This window comes from Corynebacterium meridianum (genome assembly GCF_016342265.1).
Lineage (GTDB): Bacteria > Actinomycetota > Actinomycetes > Mycobacteriales > Mycobacteriaceae > Corynebacterium > Corynebacterium meridianum.
The window spans coordinates 1-20,012 of record NZ_JAEIOS010000010.1; the positions used below are offsets into that span (position 1 = coordinate 1).

The 20,012-nt window shown below is 64.6% G+C and carries 19 protein-coding genes and 1 pseudogene; 16 read left to right on the forward strand and 4 right to left on the reverse strand.

All coding sequences use genetic code 11. The annotated features are described in order from the left end of the window. Positions 1–106: 106 nt before the first annotated feature. The 6 genes and pseudogenes from JDV75_RS02380 (at position 107) to JDV75_RS02400 (ending at position 6,292) form a co-directional block, all read left to right on the forward strand. Positions 107–1,531, forward strand: coding sequence for a CHAT domain-containing protein (locus tag JDV75_RS02380; RefSeq protein ID WP_198737670.1), 1,425 nt, complete (start codon positions 107–109; stop codon positions 1,529–1,531). Between the two features lie 1,082 nt (positions 1,532–2,613). Then, complete coding sequence (locus tag JDV75_RS11880; RefSeq protein ID WP_232958122.1) at positions 2,614–3,009, forward strand: 6-carboxyhexanoate--CoA ligase; 396 nt, start codon at positions 2,614–2,616, stop codon at positions 3,007–3,009. A 174-nt stretch (positions 3,010–3,183) separates the two neighbouring features. Continuing rightward, a pseudogene (locus JDV75_RS12085) lies at positions 3,184–3,675 on the forward strand (aminotransferase class I/II-fold pyridoxal phosphate-dependent enzyme); the annotation flags it as partial. Positions 3,676–3,757: 82 nt separating this feature from the next. Beyond that, a complete protein-coding gene (locus JDV75_RS12090) occupies positions 3,758–4,165 on the forward strand; it encodes an aminotransferase class I/II-fold pyridoxal phosphate-dependent enzyme (protein ID WP_336244275.1) in 408 nt (135 codons plus the stop codon). A 95-nt stretch (positions 4,166–4,260) separates the two neighbouring features. Beyond that, positions 4,261–5,277, forward strand: coding sequence for a sugar-binding transcriptional regulator (locus JDV75_RS02395; protein WP_232958123.1), 1,017 nt, complete (start codon positions 4,261–4,263; stop codon positions 5,275–5,277). 91 nt (positions 5,278–5,368) lie between these two features. Further along, positions 5,369–6,292 (forward strand): YPDG domain-containing protein, encoded by a 924-nt coding sequence (locus JDV75_RS02400; RefSeq protein WP_198737672.1) that lies wholly within the window; start codon positions 5,369–5,371, stop codon positions 6,290–6,292. 67 nt (positions 6,293–6,359) lie between these two features. Here the strand turns inward: JDV75_RS02400 and JDV75_RS02405 are convergent, their stop codons facing one another. After that, positions 6,360–7,574: a NupC/NupG family nucleoside CNT transporter gene (locus tag JDV75_RS02405; protein WP_198737673.1), complete on the reverse strand. Its 1,215-nt coding sequence runs from the start codon at positions 7,572–7,574 to the stop codon at positions 6,360–6,362. Positions 7,575–7,628: 54 nt separating this feature from the next. Then, positions 7,629–8,042, reverse strand: a complete 414-nt coding sequence (locus JDV75_RS02410) for a cytidine deaminase (RefSeq protein ID WP_198737674.1) — start codon at positions 8,040–8,042, stop codon at positions 7,629–7,631. Positions 8,043–8,215: 173 nt separating this feature from the next. On the opposite strand from JDV75_RS02410, the gene JDV75_RS02415 reads away from it, so the two are divergent. The 10 genes from JDV75_RS02415 (at position 8,216) to JDV75_RS02460 (ending at position 18,443) form a co-directional block, all read left to right on the forward strand. After that, positions 8,216–9,508 carry a thymidine phosphorylase gene (locus JDV75_RS02415; RefSeq protein WP_198737675.1) on the forward strand — a complete coding sequence of 431 codons (1,293 nt, stop codon included), beginning with the start codon at positions 8,216–8,218 and terminating at the stop codon, positions 9,506–9,508. A 24-nt stretch (positions 9,509–9,532) separates the two neighbouring features. Continuing rightward, the gene (deoC, locus tag JDV75_RS02420; protein ID WP_198737676.1) at positions 9,533–10,195 is read left to right on the forward strand and encodes a deoxyribose-phosphate aldolase; all 663 of its coding nucleotides are present in this window, start codon (positions 9,533–9,535) and stop codon (positions 10,193–10,195) included. 39 nt (positions 10,196–10,234) lie between these two features. Further along, complete coding sequence (locus JDV75_RS02425) at positions 10,235–11,944, forward strand: phospho-sugar mutase (RefSeq protein ID WP_198737677.1); 1,710 nt, start codon at positions 10,235–10,237, stop codon at positions 11,942–11,944. 186 nt (positions 11,945–12,130) lie between these two features. Further along, positions 12,131–12,805 (forward strand): hypothetical protein, encoded by a 675-nt coding sequence (locus JDV75_RS02430; protein WP_198737678.1) that lies wholly within the window; start codon positions 12,131–12,133, stop codon positions 12,803–12,805. Then, on the forward strand, positions 12,802–13,299 hold the full coding sequence (locus JDV75_RS02435; protein ID WP_198737679.1) for a hypothetical protein: 498 nt from the start codon (positions 12,802–12,804) through the stop codon (positions 13,297–13,299). Before JDV75_RS02430 ends, JDV75_RS02435 begins: the two co-directional genes overlap by 4 nt. A gap of 755 nt (positions 13,300–14,054) precedes the next feature. Next, positions 14,055–15,461 carry a SpaA isopeptide-forming pilin-related protein gene (locus tag JDV75_RS02440; RefSeq protein ID WP_198737680.1) on the forward strand — a complete coding sequence of 469 codons (1,407 nt, stop codon included), beginning with the start codon at positions 14,055–14,057 and terminating at the stop codon, positions 15,459–15,461. A 44-nt stretch (positions 15,462–15,505) separates the two neighbouring features. Then, entirely contained in the window at positions 15,506–16,414 is a 909-nt protein-coding gene (locus JDV75_RS02445; protein ID WP_198737681.1) for a fumarylacetoacetate hydrolase family protein, read from the forward strand. Positions 16,415–16,469: 55 nt separating this feature from the next. After that, a complete protein-coding gene (locus JDV75_RS02450; protein ID WP_198737682.1) occupies positions 16,470–16,820 on the forward strand; it encodes a DoxX family protein in 351 nt (116 codons plus the stop codon). A 22-nt stretch (positions 16,821–16,842) separates the two neighbouring features. Next, a complete protein-coding gene (locus tag JDV75_RS02455; protein ID WP_198737683.1) occupies positions 16,843–17,358 on the forward strand; it encodes a hypothetical protein in 516 nt (171 codons plus the stop codon). 158 nt (positions 17,359–17,516) lie between these two features. Next, positions 17,517–18,443 (forward strand): ribokinase, encoded by a 927-nt coding sequence (locus JDV75_RS02460; protein WP_198737684.1) that lies wholly within the window; start codon positions 17,517–17,519, stop codon positions 18,441–18,443. On the opposite strand, the gene JDV75_RS02465 is transcribed toward JDV75_RS02460, so the two are convergent. Beyond that, positions 18,434–18,589, reverse strand: coding sequence for a hypothetical protein (locus JDV75_RS02465; RefSeq protein ID WP_198737685.1), 156 nt, complete (start codon positions 18,587–18,589; stop codon positions 18,434–18,436). The two genes, JDV75_RS02460 and JDV75_RS02465, sit on opposite strands and share 10 nt — an antisense overlap. Before the next feature lie 115 nt (positions 18,590–18,704). Beyond that, positions 18,705–20,000, reverse strand: a complete 1,296-nt coding sequence (locus JDV75_RS02470; protein ID WP_198737686.1) for an alpha/beta fold hydrolase — start codon at positions 19,998–20,000, stop codon at positions 18,705–18,707. Between the last annotated feature and the right edge of the window lie 12 nt (positions 20,001–20,012).

The following is a 20,012-nucleotide window of genomic DNA, read 5'->3' on the forward strand; positions in this document are numbered from 1 at the left end:
CCCACAACACCGCACAACACCCGACCAGGCCCCTCCTCGCGGAACTCACCGCTGAACTCACCCCGGCATAACCCCCACCACACAACCACCCCAAGAACGGAAAACCATGAACACCCCCACACAACAAACTCCTTCTGCGCCAGATTCCAACGGCGAACCGACCATCAGCGTGCTGGTTCGGATGGCCGACGCCGGAGACACCTACTTGTCATGGATAGTCATGGAACCTCCGTACACACAACACGCACAGATAATAGATTCCGATTCGATCTCAAGTACCGTAAATGAACTGGACAACTGGCTCACCGCCATTCAACACGCAGATGCTTATAACGACTGGCTCGACAATGGATTGTTTACGAGTTTAGAGCGAGAATCAAGATTCTCGGAAAAGCTCGGCGAGGCCTTGTTACCCGAGGAGCTGTGGCTAAAACTTCTAGAATGGTACCATCAGAAAAGGAAGGTGCAATTACGCATCACGCCAAGTCCACGCCTTGCCAGGGTACCGTGGGAGCTCCTATGGCGCAGGAACCACAACGGATCCGCCGAAAGACGTCTAATTGAACTAGCGACCATCATCAACGATCCCCCGTCTGTTGTCCATGTCGATCGTCCCTGCCGCCCGAAGACGTGGACGGAAATTCGGGATTGCCCTGCGCTACACATAATTGATCCGCGTTTGCCCAATACGTCGGGTCTCGATCAAGCACTTGGCACTCAGACAATCTATCAGCGGGCTTTCAATAATTTTCTTTCGTCGGATGATTTAGCTACCCTAAAGAAGAGAATTCCTAAAACCCCAGTTTTATCTTCTCGGTTTACCCGCCGCGACCTTTCGCAGATCCTGTGCGATAGCGACCACCCTATATCACGTTTGTTCTACTTCGGGCATGTCTCCTCTTCGTTGAATGAGCCCGGTTCAGCCAGCCTCCACCTGTCCGATGAAGAGTGGAACGACGACAACAATCCCACAATGTCCCAGACGTGGGGATATACCAGCCCGATCGGGCATAGGATAAACGGAAATCGACACTTGCCCTTCAGTGCGATGGATTTGCTATCAGGGACGCTCGATTGCCAGGACGAAAAGGCGCGAGTCCTCTACGGAGTAGGTCAGGCAGCCGGTCACGAACTCTGGCCAATGCCGCCCCGGGTGGCTTTGATAGCCTGTGAAGGCGGCATCGACTTCCGCTCGACCGAGACGTTCGGCCTCGTTATCGTGATGCTCAGAAACGGAGCAGACACCGTAACCACGACGAGGTGGCCACTACCGACCGATTATCTCCTACACACGCTCGACGCCACCCTCCCGAAAGACACACTCCCGACGTCAGCCCTGGCCTTCGCCGTAGACAAGGCACACCGTAGCGACGACCCGATACGAACTCTCCGGGGTTGGCAGTTGGAAGAGTTAGCCAGATGGAGAGAAACTAGCGCACTCGAGAATTCACCTGTGCTTTGGGCGTCCCTGTCAACCATTATCGCACCGTGGCGTGACGACATAGAAAACAGCCCGGATGTTCAAGAATAGTGGATTTATCCCTAGCACCATAGATGTCACTAATATAGATCAGGATTGACCTTCCCCCGACGTCTACCGTCGTTCCGGTTTCTGGAAAGCGTCTTGCCGCAGCATTCCTCTACCTCAAAAATCGAATCACCCAAGCAAAACACGGAACAGTCACGTGCCATAGGCATTCCCAGCCAGTTTTTAAAGACTTTTTTGAATTGATAATCATTTCCATTCAGGCGTGCATGCCGGAATGGAAATACCCCCGGATGCGTCACTCTTCCAAGAATCTAGATGCTTTCGATCTACAACCAAAGCCACTGTGCTACCATAGGTTTAAGTTACACAGAAATGAGGTAGGCATGGCTGAAGTAGCATCCCCCCATCGTTCAGGTGAGTACACGGAGCCACACAAATGCAGGAGCTGTGGAAGGGCTTTCTGGGCGAAACTATCATGGAATCGGGTCACCGTAATTTGCCCCCACTGCCATACCGGCAACTGACCGCTATACCGAGATGTGAATAGTTAGTAGAATGTACCACCGCTTAAACGGAAAGTGGTGGTACTTTCCGGAATATCCAAGGCGATTCTTATTTTTTCTATGGATCCAATTTAGTTGTCGCAAGATCACCTAATTTTAGTCAACTTTATCGCGATTGATATCCAGGCTAGGAAGACGGTGGACTTAGTATTCGAAACACATTATGATATTATCTTTCGTAATAGCATTTGCAGCTTCCCCCAAGATTGATCTTTATTTGTGCCATAGCTATCCCTCGCTTATTGACAGTTTCTCCACCTACCACCGGTAGGATCTCCAAATTCCGTAGCATAGATTCAAGACGCCGCGCTTCACCCATTTGCGAGATGGGAGATTTACCGATGGAGTTGCGTTACATATCTACGGTTGATTCTCGGAACGCATCTCAACCGGACATGGGTGATTCAACAAAATCGTGACCACCCGGCATCGATAATAACGCATGCCCCATACGTTTAATCTGCAAACTCTTAGGAAAGAAAAACCTTTTGATGGTTGCTGATGCTTCTTTTCTGAAACTTAGTCAGCTGGAGCTGAAGAGATTGTTCGGTAAATTCGTCAATGCGATCACCAACAACGGGTTCTGTCGTCTTATTTGGCCCGTTGGATTGCACTTTGCTCACGGCGGGGCACGTACCGGGTGCGAAGCGTTCCCGGCCATTTCTCCGTGTCAGCACTACTGTTAATTCCACTACAACGCACCACAGCAAAGCGGTGGTACCGGCCATCAAGGTCACGGCGTATCCGCACATCATCGCCGAGGTCTGCATCTCCGATGACCCCGACTACACCACCGGTTATCTCGCCTGCCGGGGCACGTACACGCGGATCACCGCGATGAAGGAGCCCGGCTCACCGGTGGGCACCAGGGTGTTCCTGTACGACGGTCCGGCATCGGACGTCGCGGAGTGCATCAAATGGCTGGAGAACCGGGTCGTGCTGGTGGAAGGCTTCTAGGTGGGCTCGCTCGACGATCTCGCCGCGGACCGGAACGCCGCCTGGGCGGGTGCGGGTCTGTCCCGTACCCTCCGGGAATTCACGGGGCCACAGGAGCCGGTCACGCGTATCGACGGCCGCAGGCTCCTGCTCTTCGCCTCGTCCAACTACCTGGGGCTGGCCACACACCCCGGTGTGACCGGGGCCGCGCGTGCCGCGCTCGAGGTCTACGGTGCGGGGTCCGGCGGTTCGAGACTCACCACGGGGACAACTGACCTGCACACGGGACTCGAACGTCGGCTGGCGGAGGTTTTCGGCGGCGACGGGCACGAGGACGCGGTGTTCTTCGCCACGGGCTACCAGGCGAATCTGGCGGTGCTGCAGACGATCGCGGGACCGGACGTGACGGTATACTCGGACTCCCTGAATCACCCGAGCATCATCGACGGCTGCAGGTTGGCGCGGGCGGTGGTCCGGGTTTTCCCGCACGACGACCTCGCCGCCCTGGACCGCCTGCTCGGCGAGTGTGCGACCCCACACGCGCTCGTGGTCAGCGACGGGGTGTTCTCGATGGACGGGGATCTGGCTGACTTGCCGGGTCTCGTCGCGGTTGCGGAACGGCACGGGGCATGGACGATGATCGACGACGCCCACGGCGTGGGCACGCTGGGCCCGACGGGACGCGGCAGCGTCGAGCACCACGGGGTGCGCCCGGATCTCCTCGTCGGCACCGCGAGCAAGGCCCTGGGGGGGCGAGGGCGGTTTCGTGGTGTGCTCGTCGACGGTCGGCACGCTGCTGCGCAATCAGGCACGCGGGTTCGTCTACTCCACGGCACCTTCTGCACCGACCGTCGCGGCTGTGTTGGCCGCGGTCGATGTCCTCGACGGGGCACCGGAGTTGGTGGACATGCTCCGCGCCAACGTCCGCGAGTGCGCGATGTGGCTGGGTGTTCGGGGGCAGGTGAGTCCGATCATCCCGGTTCCGGTCGGTGACGAGGTACGTGCCGTGGAGATGTCCGGGGGGCTGCGGAACCGTGGTTTCTTCGTGCCAGCCATCCGGTGGCCCACCGTCGCCCGGGGTGCGGCGATCCTCCGGGTCACCGTCACCGCGGAGCACACCGCACACCAGATCCAGGCACTCGGTCGGGCGCTGCAGGAGCTGACCTCCCCGCGCTGATTCCGTCCCACTGCTCCGGTGCGGCAGAATCGTCAGCCCGGCCGCCACCTGGGTGCGGGATGCGGAAAACGCGGCGGCTACGATGAAGATGCAGCATGATCCCTGCACCCCGACCTGACCCCGAGGAGCTTCCCGTGGACGCACGCGACGAACAGGCACTGACAGCGGTGAAGCTGTATTTCGAGCGCGGTATGTCCCAGGCCGAGGTCGCCGCGGAGCTCGGGGTGTCCCGTCCCACCGCGGCGAAGCTGATCCAGTTGGGGAAGCAGCGTGGTTTCGTCACCATCGAGATCCATGATCCCCGCGAGGTCGACTCCGCCCTGGCGAAGCAGCTCGCCTCCCGGTTCGGCCTCGCCGATGTCCGTCTGGCGCATCTCCCCCGGGACACCGACGCCGATCTGCTCCGCGAACTGGGGAAACTCGGCGCAGCCGCACTGCAGGAGCTCGTCACCGACGGCATGAAGGTGGGGGTTTCCTGGGGCGACACGATGTACTCGGTCTCGGCGCAGTTGGAGCACACCGACCGGCGTGGCGTCGAGATCGTGCAGCTGAAGGGCGGAACCTCGCATTCGGAACGGTCCACCTTCGACCTCGAGACGATCAACTCCTTCTGCCTCGCCTTCAACGCGACCGCCCGGACGCTGCCCCTGCCGGTGATCTTCGATTCCGAGGAGACGAAGCGGATCGTGGAGCGGGACCGGCACATCTCCCGGATCCTCGCCGCCGGCCGGGAGACCGATCTGGTCACGTTCACGGTCGGTGACGTACACAGGGGTTCGCTTCTGCTGAATCTCGGGTACCTCTCGGAGGCTGAGGTCGACACGCTGCTCGAGCGGGCCGCCGGTGATGCGTGCTCCAGGTTCTTCACCGCCGATGGCGGGGTCGCGTTGCCGAGCATCGACGACCGCACGGTCGGTATCACCCTCGATGAGCTCGCGTCCCGGCCGATCCGGTTGCTCGTCGCGGGTGGCGCGGCGAAGACCACGGCTATCGCGACCGCGCTGGACATGGGTCTGGCGACGCATCTGGTGATCGACCGCCCGACGGCGCTGCGGGTGCTGGACATCGCGGGTTCGACCGGATCAGGTCACCCGGCAACTGACGATAAATGAGAATGTTTTCCGGAAGTCTTGTTGGAAACTTATTTCATTAGTAGGCTTACGTCCGTCCCTCATCCACCGAGAAGAACGGAAGTATCCCTCTGTGAACACCTCCCCCAACCGTCGCCGCCGCTCGCTGTGCGCGGCGGGCCTCGCACTCGCCCTCCTCGCACCGATCACCACCTCGGTCGCCGTCGCCGAGGAAGGTGCCGACACCGCACTGACCGACCGCTACGAGCCGCTCTTCGGCGAGGCACGGGCGAAGGTCGGCGCGGACACCACCAGCACGGCTCCGACGTTCGACGACACCACCACCGATCAGCTGGACGAAGCTCCGGTCCCGGAGAATACGACCTTCGCCCTCGGGAACGACGCCCCGAGGAACGCCAGGATCGACGCCGCCACCGGCGCGATCACCTACACCGCCACCCACGATGACGCGGGCAAGGTCATCGCTGTACCGGTCACGGTGACCTACTCCGACAAGTCGACCGACGAGGGTTCCGTGTACTTCGTGGTGACCGACCCCCACGGCGGCACCGCGAAGAAGTACACCGTCAACTACGCCACGACCCACTCCCACACCGGCGAGAAGGCCGTGTCCAAGGCTCCGACGTTCGACGACACCACGACCGAGGCCGTCGAGACCCTGCCCGCACCCGAGGGCGCGGTGTTCAAGCTCAGCAAGAAGGCCCGGAACGCCGAGATCGACGCCGCGACGGGCGTGGTCACGTTCACCGCACCGGAATCGGACGCGAACACCACAGTCAACGTTCCCGTCGTGGTGTTCTACCCGGATGAGAGCCACGCTCACGCCGACGCCCCGTTCGAGGTGTTCCACCACGATCACGGGCATGACGGCGATAAGCCGAAGCCCGTCAAGCCCGCACCGAAGCCCTTCGGGAGCAGCGGCAGCACCGGTAGCGCACTCCTCGGCACCGGTGCACTGGTCGCGCTCGTCGCGGGCATCGTGCACTTCTTCAAGACCCATCCGCTGACCATCCCGGGACTTCCCCTTCCCCGGTAGTGGATGAATGAGTGAGGCCGGGAAGGAGAGTCGATCTCTCCGGCCCGGCCCTTCGTCGTGTTCCGGGTCAGAGCGCGACGACACCGACGATGGCGGCGTTGAGCATGTTGACGGTGAATCCACCGAGCAGAGCCCAGGGGCCGAGCTTGGCGACCTCGCCACGGCGCTCGGGGACGAGACCACCGATCGCGCCGATCTGGATGGCGATGGAGCTGAAGTTCGCGAAGCCGGCGAGGGCGAAAGTCGTGATCATCACGGTCTTCGGGGTGAAGGAGTCGATCTGGGGACCGAAGGAGGAGAATCCGACGAACTCGTTGATCACGGTCTTCTGCCCGATGAAGTTGCCCACATCGAGGGCTTCCGACCAGGGCACGCCGATCAGCCAGGCGACGGGTGCGAAGAGCACCCCGAACACCGCCTCCAGCGACCAGTTGTCCTGGCCGAACCAGCCGCCGATTCCGCCGAGCATCGCGGAGAGCATGGTGATCAGTGCGATGAAGGCGATGAGCAGGCAGCCCACGGCGACGGCGATCTTACCGCCCGCCATCGCCCCGGAGCCGATGGCGTCGATGATGTTCTTGGATTCGGTGTCGCGGACGTCCCGGATGCTGGCGTCGAGGTCGGATTCCTCAGTCTCGGGCATGAATGCCTTGGCAACGATGAGCGAGCCGGGCGCATTCATCAGGGAGGCCGCGAGCAGGTACTCGAGAGGTGCGCCGAGGAGCGAGTATCCGATGAGCGTGGATCCGGCGACCGAGGCGAATCCGCCGGTCATGCAGGCGAAGAGCTCACTGCGGGTCAGTTTCGGGAGGTAGGGGGCGACCACCAGTGGGGCTTCGGACTGGCCGAGGAAGATGACGGTGGAGGCGAAGACGCTCTCTACCTTGGATGTTCCGAGCAGCCACTTGAGTGCGCCGCCGAGAATGTCGACGAAATACTGGATCACCCGGAGGTAGTAGAGGGAACCGATTATCGCGCCGAGGACGATGATGACCGGCAGGACATTCAGCGCGAAGACGAAGCCGTTGTCGCCGCCGAACAGTCCGCCGAACACGAACTGGGTGCCCACGTTGGTGAAGTCGGTGAGCTTCTCGAGTCCGTGGGCCACGGACTTCAGGGCGTTGAAGCCGACGTCCCATTTGAGGACGAGGAGTGCGAAAGAGATCTGGAGAAGCAGGCCGACGCCGAGAGTGCGCCACTTGATGGCGGATCGGTGTCGGGAGAAGAGTATGGCGAGGCCGAAGATGACAGCGATGCCCAGTAGTCCCTGGAAGCGGTCCATGGGGTCTCCTAGTGGTCGAGGTGGTTGATGGGGAGAGGTTTGCGGGGAAGGCGCCTAGAGGGAGTCCGGCCCGAAGGCGTGCGGCAGGAGTTCGGTGAACGCGATGCTGACCGGGTCGCCGGAGGAACCTTCGACGATCACCCGGTCGCAACTGAATTCGCCGAGCACCTGCCGGCACGCGCCGCAGGGATGGCAGGGGGCGGCCTTCAGTCCGACGACGGCGGCGGCGACGATGTGTGGGCGTTCCCCGGGAGGCCCGGACTCCCGCTCGACGATCATCCGGCCCGCGGCGGTACGTTCGGCACAGATCGTCAGACCGTAGGAGGCGTTCTCCACGTTGCAGCCGGTGACGATGCGGCCGTCCTCGAGGAGGAGGGCCGCCCCCACCGGAAAACCGGAGTACGGGGCGTAGGCGCTGTGGGCTGCAGCGCGGGCGCGGTCGAGAAGTTCTGCGTCGGAGGCGGTCATGTCGAATCCTTCGGGGCGGGGACGGAGATCACATGAACAGTTGTCAACTTTTTCATTGACATTTGTTCATGTGCTTATGATAATCGGGCTGTGGACCACCACACAAGGGTTTGCCGGATTTGATCCCGGTCACACCGCGGCCGGCATCCGTGGACAGCACAAAGGAGTACGACATGGCAACGACATTCGACACAGTGGACATCATCCGGACCAAGCGGGACGGAGGTGAACTCAGCGGAGCCGAGATCGACTGGGTCATCGACGCCTACACCAACGGTGGTGTCGGCGACGAGCAGATGGCAGCGCTCGCGATGGCGATCTTCCTCAACGGGATGACCACCGAGGAGACCAGCCGGTGGACCCGGGCGATGATCTCCTCCGGCGAGCGACTGGATTTCTCGGGGCTCGGCAAGCCGACGACGGACAAGCACTCCACGGGCGGTGTGGGCGACAAGATCACGCTCCCGCTCGCTCCCCTCGTCGCGTCGTTCGGAGTCGCCGTACCGCAGCTCTCCGGCCGTGGCCTCGGACACACCGGCGGTACCCTCGACAAGCTCGAGGCGATCCCCGGATGGCAGGCCGACATCTCCACGGAACGCATGATGGAGATCCTCCGGGATCCGGGTTGCATCGTCTGCGCCGCCGGAACCGGCCTCGCCCCGGCAGACCGCAAGCTCTACGCACTGCGCGACATCACCGGTACCGTCGACTCGATCCCGCTGATCGCCAGCTCCATCATGAGCAAGAAGATCGCGGAGGGGACCTCGGCCCTGGTCCTCGACGTCAAGGTCGGCGACGGCGCGTTCATGAAGGACCTGGACACCGCCCACGAGCTCGCCCGGACGATGGTCGAACTGGGCCGTGCCGCGGACGTCGATACCCGCGCCCTGCTCACCGACATGTCCACTCCCCTGGGCCGCACCGTGGGCAACGCCCTTGAGGTGCGGGAATCCCTCGAGGTTCTCGCCGGCGGCGGACCCGCGGATGTCGTCGAGCTCACCGTTGAGCTCGCCCGGGAGATGCTCGACGCCGCCGGCGTCCGGGACGCCGACGTCGAGGCCGCGCTCACCGATGGCCGGGCCATGGACACCTGGCGGAAGATGATCCGCGCCCAGGGGGGCGATCCGGACGCGGAGCTGCCCACGGCCGCCCACACCCACGTGGTCACGGCCGACAGGGACGGCGTCCTGGAGCGTCTCGACGCGCTCCCGGTCGGTGTCGCCAGCTGGCGCCTCGGCGCCGGGCGCGCCCGCAAGGAGGACAGCGTCCAGGCGGGTGCCGGCGTGGAGATCCACGTCGCCCCCGGGGACGCTGTCACCGCCGGCCAGAAACTGTTCACGCTGCACACCGACACCCCCGAGCGCTTCGATCGCGCCATCGAGTCCCTCAACGGGGGCTACAGTCTCGCACCGGCAGGAAGCGATGTCCCGGCACGCGATTCCGCCATCCTCGACCGCATCAACTGACCCATCCAAGGAGACCTGAAAGACATGACCGCACACACCCGCGCAGAGATCGCCCGCATCATCGACCACACCCTGCTCAAGCCGGAGGCCACCGGGGTCCAGGTCGCAGACCTCGTCGCAGAGGCGGCACGACTGAACTGCTACTCCGTCTGCGTCTCCCCCTCCCAGCTGCCCGTCGAGGTACCCGAGGGGCTGCATGTCGCCACCGTCGTCGGATTCCCCTCCGGCGCGGTCAAGCCCGAGATCAAGGCGGCGGAGGCCGCCCGCGCAGTCAGCGACGGCGCCGAAGAGGTCGACATGGTCATCAACATCGCACTGGCGAAGGAGAAGCGCTTCGACGACCTCGAGGCCGAGATCCGCGCCGTTCGAGAGGCCTGTCCCGCACCGGTCGTCCTGAAGGTCATCATCGAGTCCGCCGCACTCGACGACGACGCGATCGTCGCGGCCTGCCGTGCCTCCGAGGCCGCCGGTGCCGACTTCGTCAAGACCTCCACAGGGTTCCACCCGGCGGGCGGCGCCAGCGTGCACGCGGTGAAGCTCATGGCCGACACCGTCGGTGGCCGGCTCGGGGTCAAGGCCTCCGGTGGCATCCGCAACGCCAAGGACGCCGTCGCGATGGTCGAGGCCGGGGCAACCCGTCTCGGACTGTCCTCCTCCGCCGCCGTCCTCGACGGACTCACCGACTGACACGAACAACCCCCATTCCGCCAGAAAGGCGTGATCTGCATGACCATCATCGACCGTGCCCGCGACTGGGCGTCCCACGACCCCGATACCGCGACGCGGGAGGAACTCAACCAACTCATCGACTCGGCGACGAACTCCGCCGCGGACAGCGCCGCCAGGACCGAGCTGGGGTCCCGTTTCACCGGACCCCTGATGTTCGGCACCGCCGGACTCCGGGGAAGGGTCGGAGCCGGGGAGACCCGGATGAACCGTGCGGTGGTCACCCGCGCGACCCACGGGCTGATGTCCTGGTTGAACGATCAGGTCGACGACACTCCCACCGTCGTGATCGGCTGCGACGCCCGCCACGGTTCCGCGGACTTCCGGAAGGCCGCGGCGGGTGTGATCGCCGCGGCGGGGGGACGCGCACTGGTGCTGCCCGCGCAACTGCCCACCCCGATCACCGCGTTCGCGGTCCGGCACCTGGGTGCCGATGCGGGAATCATGGTCACCGCGTCCCACAATCCCCCGGACGACAACGGCTACAAGGTGTACCTGGGTGGCCGGGTCGCCTCGGGGCCCGCGGAAGGTGTCCAGCTGATCAGCCCGGCGGACACCGAAATCGCCGGGGCCATCGCAGCGGCACCACCCGCGGACGAGATCGCTCTGGCCTGGGAGAAGTCGGAGCATGTCGATGTCCTCGACGCCTACCTGTCCCGTGCCGAGGAGATCGGTCGGGCATTCCCGGCGACGGATGCGGCCCGCTCGGGCCTCCGGGTGGTGCTCACCCCGATGCACGGCGTCGGTGGATACACCGCTGTCCGCGCCCTGGAAGCGGCCGGGTTCACGGACGTGCACCTCGTTCCCGGCCAGGCAGAGCCGGACCCCGACTTCCCCACCGTCGCGTTCCCGAACCCGGAGGAACCTGGGGCACTCGATCTGTCGATGGAACTGGCCCGGGAGATAGACGCCGACATCATCATCGCCCTCGACCCCGACGCCGACCGCTGCTCCACCGCCATCCCGGACTCGGACGCGCCCGGCGGGTGGCGTCAGCTCACCGGCGACGAGATCGGGGCCCTGCTCGGCGAATTCCTCGCTTCCCACCGGGAGAACGGTGACACCGCCGAGCCTCCGGTGCTGGCGAACTCCATCGTCTCGGGACGCCTGCTCGCGCGAATCGCCGCGGCCCATGGTCTGCGACACCAGGCGACTCTGACCGGGTTCAAGTGGATCGCCCGGACCCCGGGCATGATCTTCGGCTACGAGGAAGCGATCGGCTACTGCTGCGACCCCACCCGAGTCCGTGACAAGGACGGTGTCACCGCTGCGGTGACGATGTGTTCGTTGGCCGCCGGGCTGAAGGCCACTGGGCGGTCCCTGCAGGACGAGCTGGATGATCTCGCCCGGCGGCACGGTCTGCACGCCACGGCACCCCTGACCTTCCGGGTGGCGGACACCTCGCTCATCGCGGAGGGCATGCGCACCCTGCGTTCCGCTCCGCCGAGCCAGCTCGCGGGATCCCCCGTCGTCGAGTGCGTGGATCTCCTCGATGGCTACCGGGATCTCCCGGCCACGGACGGCATGCTCCTGGTCACCCGTGACGACGATCGCGTCATCGTGCGGCCTTCCGGCACGGAACCGAAGCTCAAATGCTACCTCGAGGTGGTCTTGCCCGTCGCAACCGACGGTGCCATCCCGCGTACGACCGCTGCGGAGCGGTTGGAGCAGATCAGGACGGACATGGCGAAGGCCACCGGAATGGGCTGATCAATCCAACCGCCATACAGGCCCTGACCAGCCTCTTCACAGCCCGGCCCGGATGGGACACAGTCCTGTTCAGGGTCGGGCTTTTCCAGAGGACCTGCCCTATAGTGTCCCGTAGACGAAGTCGGCACCGGGAAGGTCCACAGGCCCGAGCCCCGCGCCCGACGGTGACGAGAGAGGACAGCCGAGATGACGACGCCCCGCGGCCGGCACGCCCGTAGCGATGACGACGCCGTCTCCCCCGCACCCGTCGTCCGGCTGAACACCGAGTCGTTCCGGGTACCCACCGGCGCCGACTTCATCGCGATAAGTCAAGGGGCCCCGGCGCCCTCGACCTGGCCCCCGCGGAGATCTTCCGGGAATTCCGCCGGTACCACCGCCAGCACCCAGGCGGGCACGGAGCCCGCCGAGCTGTTCCGACGGAAGGTGCACTCCCACCGGGCCACCGTGCACGATATGCCGCACCGCCCCGTCGTACCGGAGTCGGTCCCGGAGCCGGACGAACAGCGCACCGCTGACCCCGCCCCAGACCCCGTACGCCCCCGACCGGCGAACCACCGCCAGGAACCACCGGGACACCGCCGCTGGTCGCGTCCCGGTGCGGCGTTCTTCAGCATCTGGAGCCTGCCGTCAGGCACCGAACCCCACCTCCTCCGCCCCACCGCGCAACGGCAGCTGACGTACTGGGTCGTCGCGACATTCCTCTGCTGCGTCGGCCTGGGGATCGGCCTGGCCCTGCTCATCCACGGCCTCTCGGACGGCCTACGGGCAAGCGTGAACAGTGGATGCCTGCTGTCGACGGTGGCACTGTGCCTGTTCTTCGGCACCAACGCCTTTCTCCGGCCCGGGGATGTCCTCCGATGACCGGATACATCGCCGTGGCGGTCTTCGCGATCGGTCTCTCACACGTGCTGGTTACGCTCATCAGCCTCATCGGGACGCGAAGCACCGCGCAGCGGGCATGGGCCGCCGCCTCAAAGCTCCGGCCCGTTGACACGGTGGCAGAGTTCGAGCTGCTGAGCAGGTGCGATTGCCCCCCACTGCGGGACTTTCCCGCACTGGACAACTACATCGCCGGGCGTGATGACGAGACGATCCCGGACGCCGAGTTCGGGATGATCCGTTCGGATCTGCGCCGTCGTGCCCATCTGTGGGGAACCACGGCGAAGGTGTTGTGGACGGTCATGCTCGTGCTCTCCGCGGTCAGCGCGCCCGCACTGATTGCAGGCGCAGCCACCGACCGGGGCGGGATCATCACGTGCCTGATAACCGTCGCCCTCGCCGCCGCAGCGTCCTGGGCGACCACAGCCGCCTCCGTGCTCCGCAGTCACGCGGTCAAGGTTCCTGCGCCGTTCTGAATCAGTCGCCGGGTCACGACGGGCCAGATCCCGGGATTTCTGCCCGGCAGCGCATCATCACCACGTCGAGAAACCCGAGGCAATCCACCGAAAGAACCATTACCTTTACGGACAAAGTAGGTGAGAACGCTCCCAGTAGTTTATCAGCGGAGAATACTCCCGATATTTGAACTCACAGCCAATTTCCAGCGTTCTCCATTTATTTTGACAGCATGGGTTACATCCAACAAATTGTGTGCTTCATATCACATATTTATTTAAGAGAGTATCTTTACCCACCCCCCTCAAATAAAAACGAGTTCATTAATATACTCCCCTGAGCCACCCCCGAAAAACAGGATCGCAAGGCAAAAGTCCGGCGCAAATCTGAATAAATTAGCTACTGGGTAGCGTTTTACACCTTCACATGGCAGCGAAATAGCGGGGGTGGCGACCTCTCACAGCGGACATACAGCTAACGCTAAACACCCGAACCTCAAACAGAGAAAAGGGGGCACAATCATTATTTGCTTGCAAACATATAGTCCTGCAGTTTCCCTCTTAAACCTCTCGGCTTTTTGTTTTTCAACGCTTTCCGTGTTGCTTCTCAATCGTTATTTTCTTTACGATCCACACAGCCCCGGGACAGAATCCACTTAACCCAGATCTTCCCTTGCGATTCCTCCCGGTCGGGCCCAATCCCAGCGAGCCGACCCCGGTCTGCGGCCCTTCGCATGGTCCGGATCAGCTCAGCGACCACAGAAAGCGAGATCCGGATGGCACAAACCACCCGACGCCTCAGTGCCCTGTTCGTGGCACTGGCGGTGATCATGTCGACGGTGGTGGCCCTGGCCACCACCGTAGGCGCTGCCGCAGAACCCACCGACACCCGCACATACGAGGCCTACGCCGACGGACCATACGACGGCCTGTTCAACCTCCGGGTCGCGGACGGCTCCGAGGCCGCCTTCCCCGTCTACTGCTACAACTACGGCTACCCCAGTGCTCCGCGGCTGAGCCCGGGAACCAAGCTCCCCACGTACAAGAAAACCCCGATCACCAGTGCACGGAAACGCTCCCAGGAGGGACAGGAGTTCGGCAACACCGCCGACATCCTGGATTCCCAGAAGGTGGGCCTGATCATCCGTGCCGGATATCCGCGCAACAAGGAGGGGGTCCTGGACAACTATCCGCAGCTCGGCGACGCAGAGAAGAGGGTGGCGACACAGCTCGCCGTGTGGCGCGCAACCAACGGAGTCACAATCGACTGGCTCCCGGTCCTCGACCCATCCGGAGTAGTACAGAACGGGCTGGGGCAGGGTGCGGCCGACGCACTCATCCGCGCCCTACGGGATGAACTCTACGAGAAGGCGGCAAACGGTACGTTCACCGCACCTGCCCAGTTCGAGGTCCACTACTACGCGCTGACCCCCGACACCCAGACGCCTCCCGGCAGCACCGCCCCCTACCAGGATTTCGTCGGCATCAGTGAAGGCGTGATCCCGGAGATCCCGAACGTCGAGTTCTCCAAGGTTGACGCGACCGGCGGCGAGGAACTCGAAGGCGCACACCTGGCCATCACCGACGCCGACGGAGAGACCGTCCACGAATGGGTCTCCGGCACCACACCGACAACCCTCGCGCTCATCCCCGGCACCTACACACTCACCGAGACCGCGACCCCCGACACCACCCTCTACCCGACCCCGGCCGAGTCGATCATCTTCCGTGTCACCGACACCGGCACCGTCGAGGTCAAGACCGGAGACACCTGGGACACCGTCACGACCGTCATCATGAAGAACACCCGCGCCCCCGAAACCCCGGTCGCGTCGTCCACCACCCTCCCCTGGTGGGTACTTTTGCTGATCCCGCTCGGAGTCATCGGAATCACCGGTTGGGCGGCGTCAAGCTCCCCGTCCGGCGGCGCCACCGTGCCCACCGTTCCCGCGTCCACCGGTGGTGGCTCTACCTCGCCGGTGCCCTCGCCCACTCCCGGGGCCCCTGTGAAGGGCATCAGCAGGAAGGTCAACAACGAACAGCCCGAACAGCAGCCGACCGAACAGCCCGTCACCGGGCGCGGACTCGCGAACACCGGTGCCAACGTCACGACGCTCGTACTCGGTGCACTCGTCCTGATGGTCCTCGGCGGAGTATTCCTGATCCGCCGTCGGCGCGACTGACGGACCTTCCCGACACCCGGAACCGGATGCTATAGGATCAGCGCATGCAGCTGCTGACCTTCCGTACCTCTGACGGTGGCACCCTTCCGGGACGCGTCGTCGATCCCGAAACCGCGGAGAGGACCCTCACCGACGCACTGGACTCCGGTGACGTCGCCTCCGCGGTTTTCTCGATTCACCCGATCACGGTAGCCGGGGTGAGGGACGTCGGTGATCTGCTGCGGCACGACGACTGGCGGGAACTGGCGTCCGCGCGACCCGGGGAACCGGTTGAAATCACCGGATCCGACATCGCACCCGTCATCCCGCGCCCCGGAAAGATACTGTGCACCGGCCTCAATTACGCCGATCACATCACGGAGATGGGACATGAGCTGCCTGATGTCCCCACGCTCTTCGCGAAGTTCCCCGATGCACTGACCGGGCCCTTCGATCGGGTGATCGTCCCCACAGCGAACGCCGGAGCCCTTGATTTCGAGGGTGAACTCGCGGTCATCATCGGCCGGCATGTACCACTCGGTGAAGCACCTGACACCGCAACCGCCGAGACCGCGATCGCCGGGTATGCGGTGTTCGACGATTTCACCATGCGGGATCTGCAGTACCGGACCGCCCAGTGGTTACAGGGGAAGAACCTGGCGTCCGCCTCCGGCTTCGGCCCGTGGCTCACCACCGGTGACGAGTTCAACCCATCCGGTGCCACTCTGGTCACGCGGGTCAACGGCGTGGAGAAACAGCACGCGAACATCCGGGAGTTGGTGTTCGATCCGGCGGCCCTGGTGCAGTTCATCACCACCTTCATCGATCTTCACCCCGGTGACGTCATCGCGACGGGAACGTCCGGAGGGGTCGGCTGGGCCCGATCCCCCAGGCAGATGCTCACGGACGGTGACACCGTGACCGTGGAGATCAGCGGACTCGGCGGAATCTCGAACCGTATCGAAATCCGCTGAACCACCGGGGTTCGCCCGGTTCCCCGAAACACCACCGGAGGTAGGCTCGGAACCCATGAGACGTTTCCTGATCGCACTGTTCAGCTTCGCGGGGATCATGCACTTCCTGCGCCCGGAAGGTTTCGACAGGCTCGTTCCCGAGCAGCTGCCCGGCGACCGCCGCGCCTGGACATACGGATCGGGGTACCTCGAACTCGGCACAGCTCTCCTCCTCGCGATTCCGAAGACGCGACGACTCGGGGGACTCGCGACCGCGGTCCTGATGACGGGGGTCTGGCCCGGAAACATGAAGATGGCGTGGGACTTCCGGAACAAGGCACCGTGGCTGCAGGCCATCGCCTACCTTCGTATTCCCCTGCAGATCCCGTTGATCCGCGCCGGACTCAGGATCTGGCGGGAGAAGTAGTCCCCGTGCGGTCGGTGAGCCCATGAGCCGTTACTTCGTCGTCGATGTCGAGGCCACCTCCGCGACCCCGTTCTCCGGTGTCATGATGGAGTTCGCGGTGGTCCACTTCCGGGACGTTCCCGAGATCGATCGATGCCGCGACACCTTCCATGCGGTCCTCGTCGAGACTCTGCCCACCGACGGACCGGTGCCGGTTCCTGATCCGACTGCGCCGACCATCGACCCACTGCCGGTCGCCTGCTCGCTCGAGCGGTGGCTCGTGGCCCGTACAGATGCCCATCCGACCCTCGTCAGCGACAACCCCGCCTTCGACTTCATGTGGATCGCTTGGCTCTTCGACGCCCTCGGCCGGGACAACCCCTTAGGGTTCTCCGCCCGCCGGATCGGGGATTTCCACGCCGGACTGACCGGGGCCTTCGACGACGCCCACCGGTGGAAGAAGCTGCGTAGCACGCCGCACACCCACCATCCGGTGGATGACGCCGTGGGAAATGCGGAGGCCCTGCACGCGCTGCTGCACCAACCGGCCGGAAGCTGACGGAAGCGCGCCCGGTGGGCCGGTCACCGCAGCCGAAACCGGGAGGCATACCCGGGCCAGGTGCCGTCGCGCTGGCACAATGGTCCTCAACGGTTGAGGATCCAACCCCTGCCGGAATCCCCTGATCCGGTCCAGCTCCCGAGGCCCCGAGGAAACACATGAATAAGCAGCCACTATCCATCACCGTGGTCGGTTCGATCAACGCCGACCTCACCGTCTCCGTCACGCGGCGACCGGGGCCCGGCGAGACCGTCATGGCATCCGGTGGTGGCATCTCCCCCGGCGGCAAGGGGGCGAATCAGGCGGTCGCCGCCGCGATGCAGGGCGCGGACGTCCGGTTCGTGGGAGCCGTGGGCGGTGACGCGTACGCTGCACCGGCGACAGCGGTCCTCCGTTCCTCCGGAGTGAATCTGTCCGCGGTGGAGGAGGTTTCCGGCGCGACGGGCCTCGCGGTGATCACCGTGGATGAGACCGGGGAGAATTCGATCATGGTCATTCCCGGCGCGAACGGCGCCGTGGACGCGAATCTCGTCGGCAGGTGGCGGGGGACGGTGGCGGATGCTGGGATCGTTCTGCTGCAGGGCGAGATACCGGCGTCCGGTTTTCTCGCCGCCGTACGGGCGGCCACGGGACGGGTCGTGGTCAATCTCGCTCCCGTGGTGGAGGTCGACCGGGCGGCCCTGCTGCGCGCCGATCCGCTGATGGCGAACGAACACGAGGCCGGACTGATCCTGACGCAGCTGGGGTGCGACGGTGCCGCCGCGGTTGCTGCCGGCCCGGATGCCTGTGCCCGGGCGCTCGTGGAGGCGGGTTTCGCCTCGGTCATTCTGACGCTCGGCGCGGAGGGTGCCCTGGTGGCGACGCCCGGCGGATGTGAGCGGGTCCCGAGTCCGTCGGTCACCCCGGTGGACACCACGGGGGCGGGGGACGCGTTCGCCGGGGCGTGCGTGGCCCGGCTCGCCGCGGGCGATGATCTCGTGACGGCCGCGCGGCACGCGGTGCGGGTCGGTGCGTACGCGGTGACGGGGCACGGGGCCCAGGACTCCTATCCGGGCCCGGGCGCGGTGCTTCCCGGTCAGGAGTAGGCCTGGGGCGGCGCCTCATCGAGGTGGAGCACGTGCTCCTCGTCGACACGGAAGCCGTCGAACAGGCCCTCGAGTTCTTCCGGGATGTCGGCACCGTGGCCGGTGCCGTCGAAAGCCCCGGTGTTGAGGTGGTCCTTGTCACTCACGTGGTGTGTCCTCCGTGACGGTGTCTGTCGTCTCCGAATCGTCCCCGGTGTGCGGGTGCCTCCACCCTAGCGCGTGAAAGCGCCCGCCTATCTCCCCCACGTCTCTCCCGGCGTCTCAGTGGTCGCGGACCAGCTCGATGAGGCGACCGAGGATACCTGCGCCGTCGTGGTGGATACCGTCGTGCTGGAACCGGTTCGTGATGTGCGGCCGGAGGTCCCGGTAGATCTCCGCGGTCTCCAGCGACAGCTGCATCGGGACGTAGATGTCGTCGACGTAGATCGCCGCGGCGGCCACGGACGGTGACGAGGCGATCGCGTCAGCGTCGTAGAGGCTGGACCAGTCGTCCTTCGCCGCGAGATCCTCCGCGACGTTCCGGAACGGAATCAGCGCCGGGTCCTCCTCGAACTGCCAGGGGTAGACGTGTTCGCCGGTGAGGTAGAAGGGCACGGAGCGGTCGCGGGGGTCGGCGTCCTCGGCGAAGCCGTCGACCTCGGTGCGCATACGGTGCGCTGACCACGCGGTCGCACCGGGGACCGTGCCACCGTAGATCGACTCGTGGATCACGGCATAGAGCGGGTGCCGCTCCAGGCTGACGCGGGCGCCGACGTCGTCGAGGAAGTCCCGGCGCAGCCGTTTCTCCCCCTTCACCTCGTGGAAGGGTTGCTCGAAGAGGTAGGACAGGGTGTCGAATCCGGCGCCCCGACCGAGATCGGTGCCGATGAGCCGGAGTCTGCGGGAGCTGAGGCGTTCCCCGGTGGGGAGCCGTTCGTCGGAGTTGTCCAGGTGGTGGCAGACCTCACGGATCCGATCCTCGACCCCGTCAAAGCGCGCGTAGAAGTCCCGGTGGCGGCGGGCGAGTTGCGTGTAGGTCGCGCGGTAGACGTCGTCGATGCCCCGGCTGATCGTCGGCAGCCCACCGGTGAGCAGCGCGGTGTCCACGCGCTCCGGGTGGCGGGAGAGGTACGTGGTGATGCAGAATCCGCCGAAGCTCTGCCCGTAGAGCGACACACGCTCCACCCCGAGGTGCTCGCGGAGCCGCTCGCAGTCCTCGACGATGAGGTCCGCGCGCAGGAGCGTGAGGCGTTCGGTGAGGTCCGTGGCGTCGATGTGCGGGCAAGCCGCGTCGATCCGCCCGGAGCGGCCGGTGCCGCGCTGATCGAGGAGAACGAGTCGGTGGGTCTTCAGGATCTCCGCGATCCAGCCGTTGATTCCGGTGGGTCGGGGTGACGGGTTGCCGGGTCCGCCCTGCAGGAAGATGAGGACGGGGAGGTTCTCCCCACCGTCGGGGATGATCTCGCGGGCGTAGAGATCGAGGGTGCCCTGCCCCGGGTCCGCCGGGTCCCAGGGGACCGGGAGGGTGTGACTGCGGAAGGTGTGTCCGAACCGTCGGCTGGTGGTGGTGACCGTCATAGGGCCCCAGAC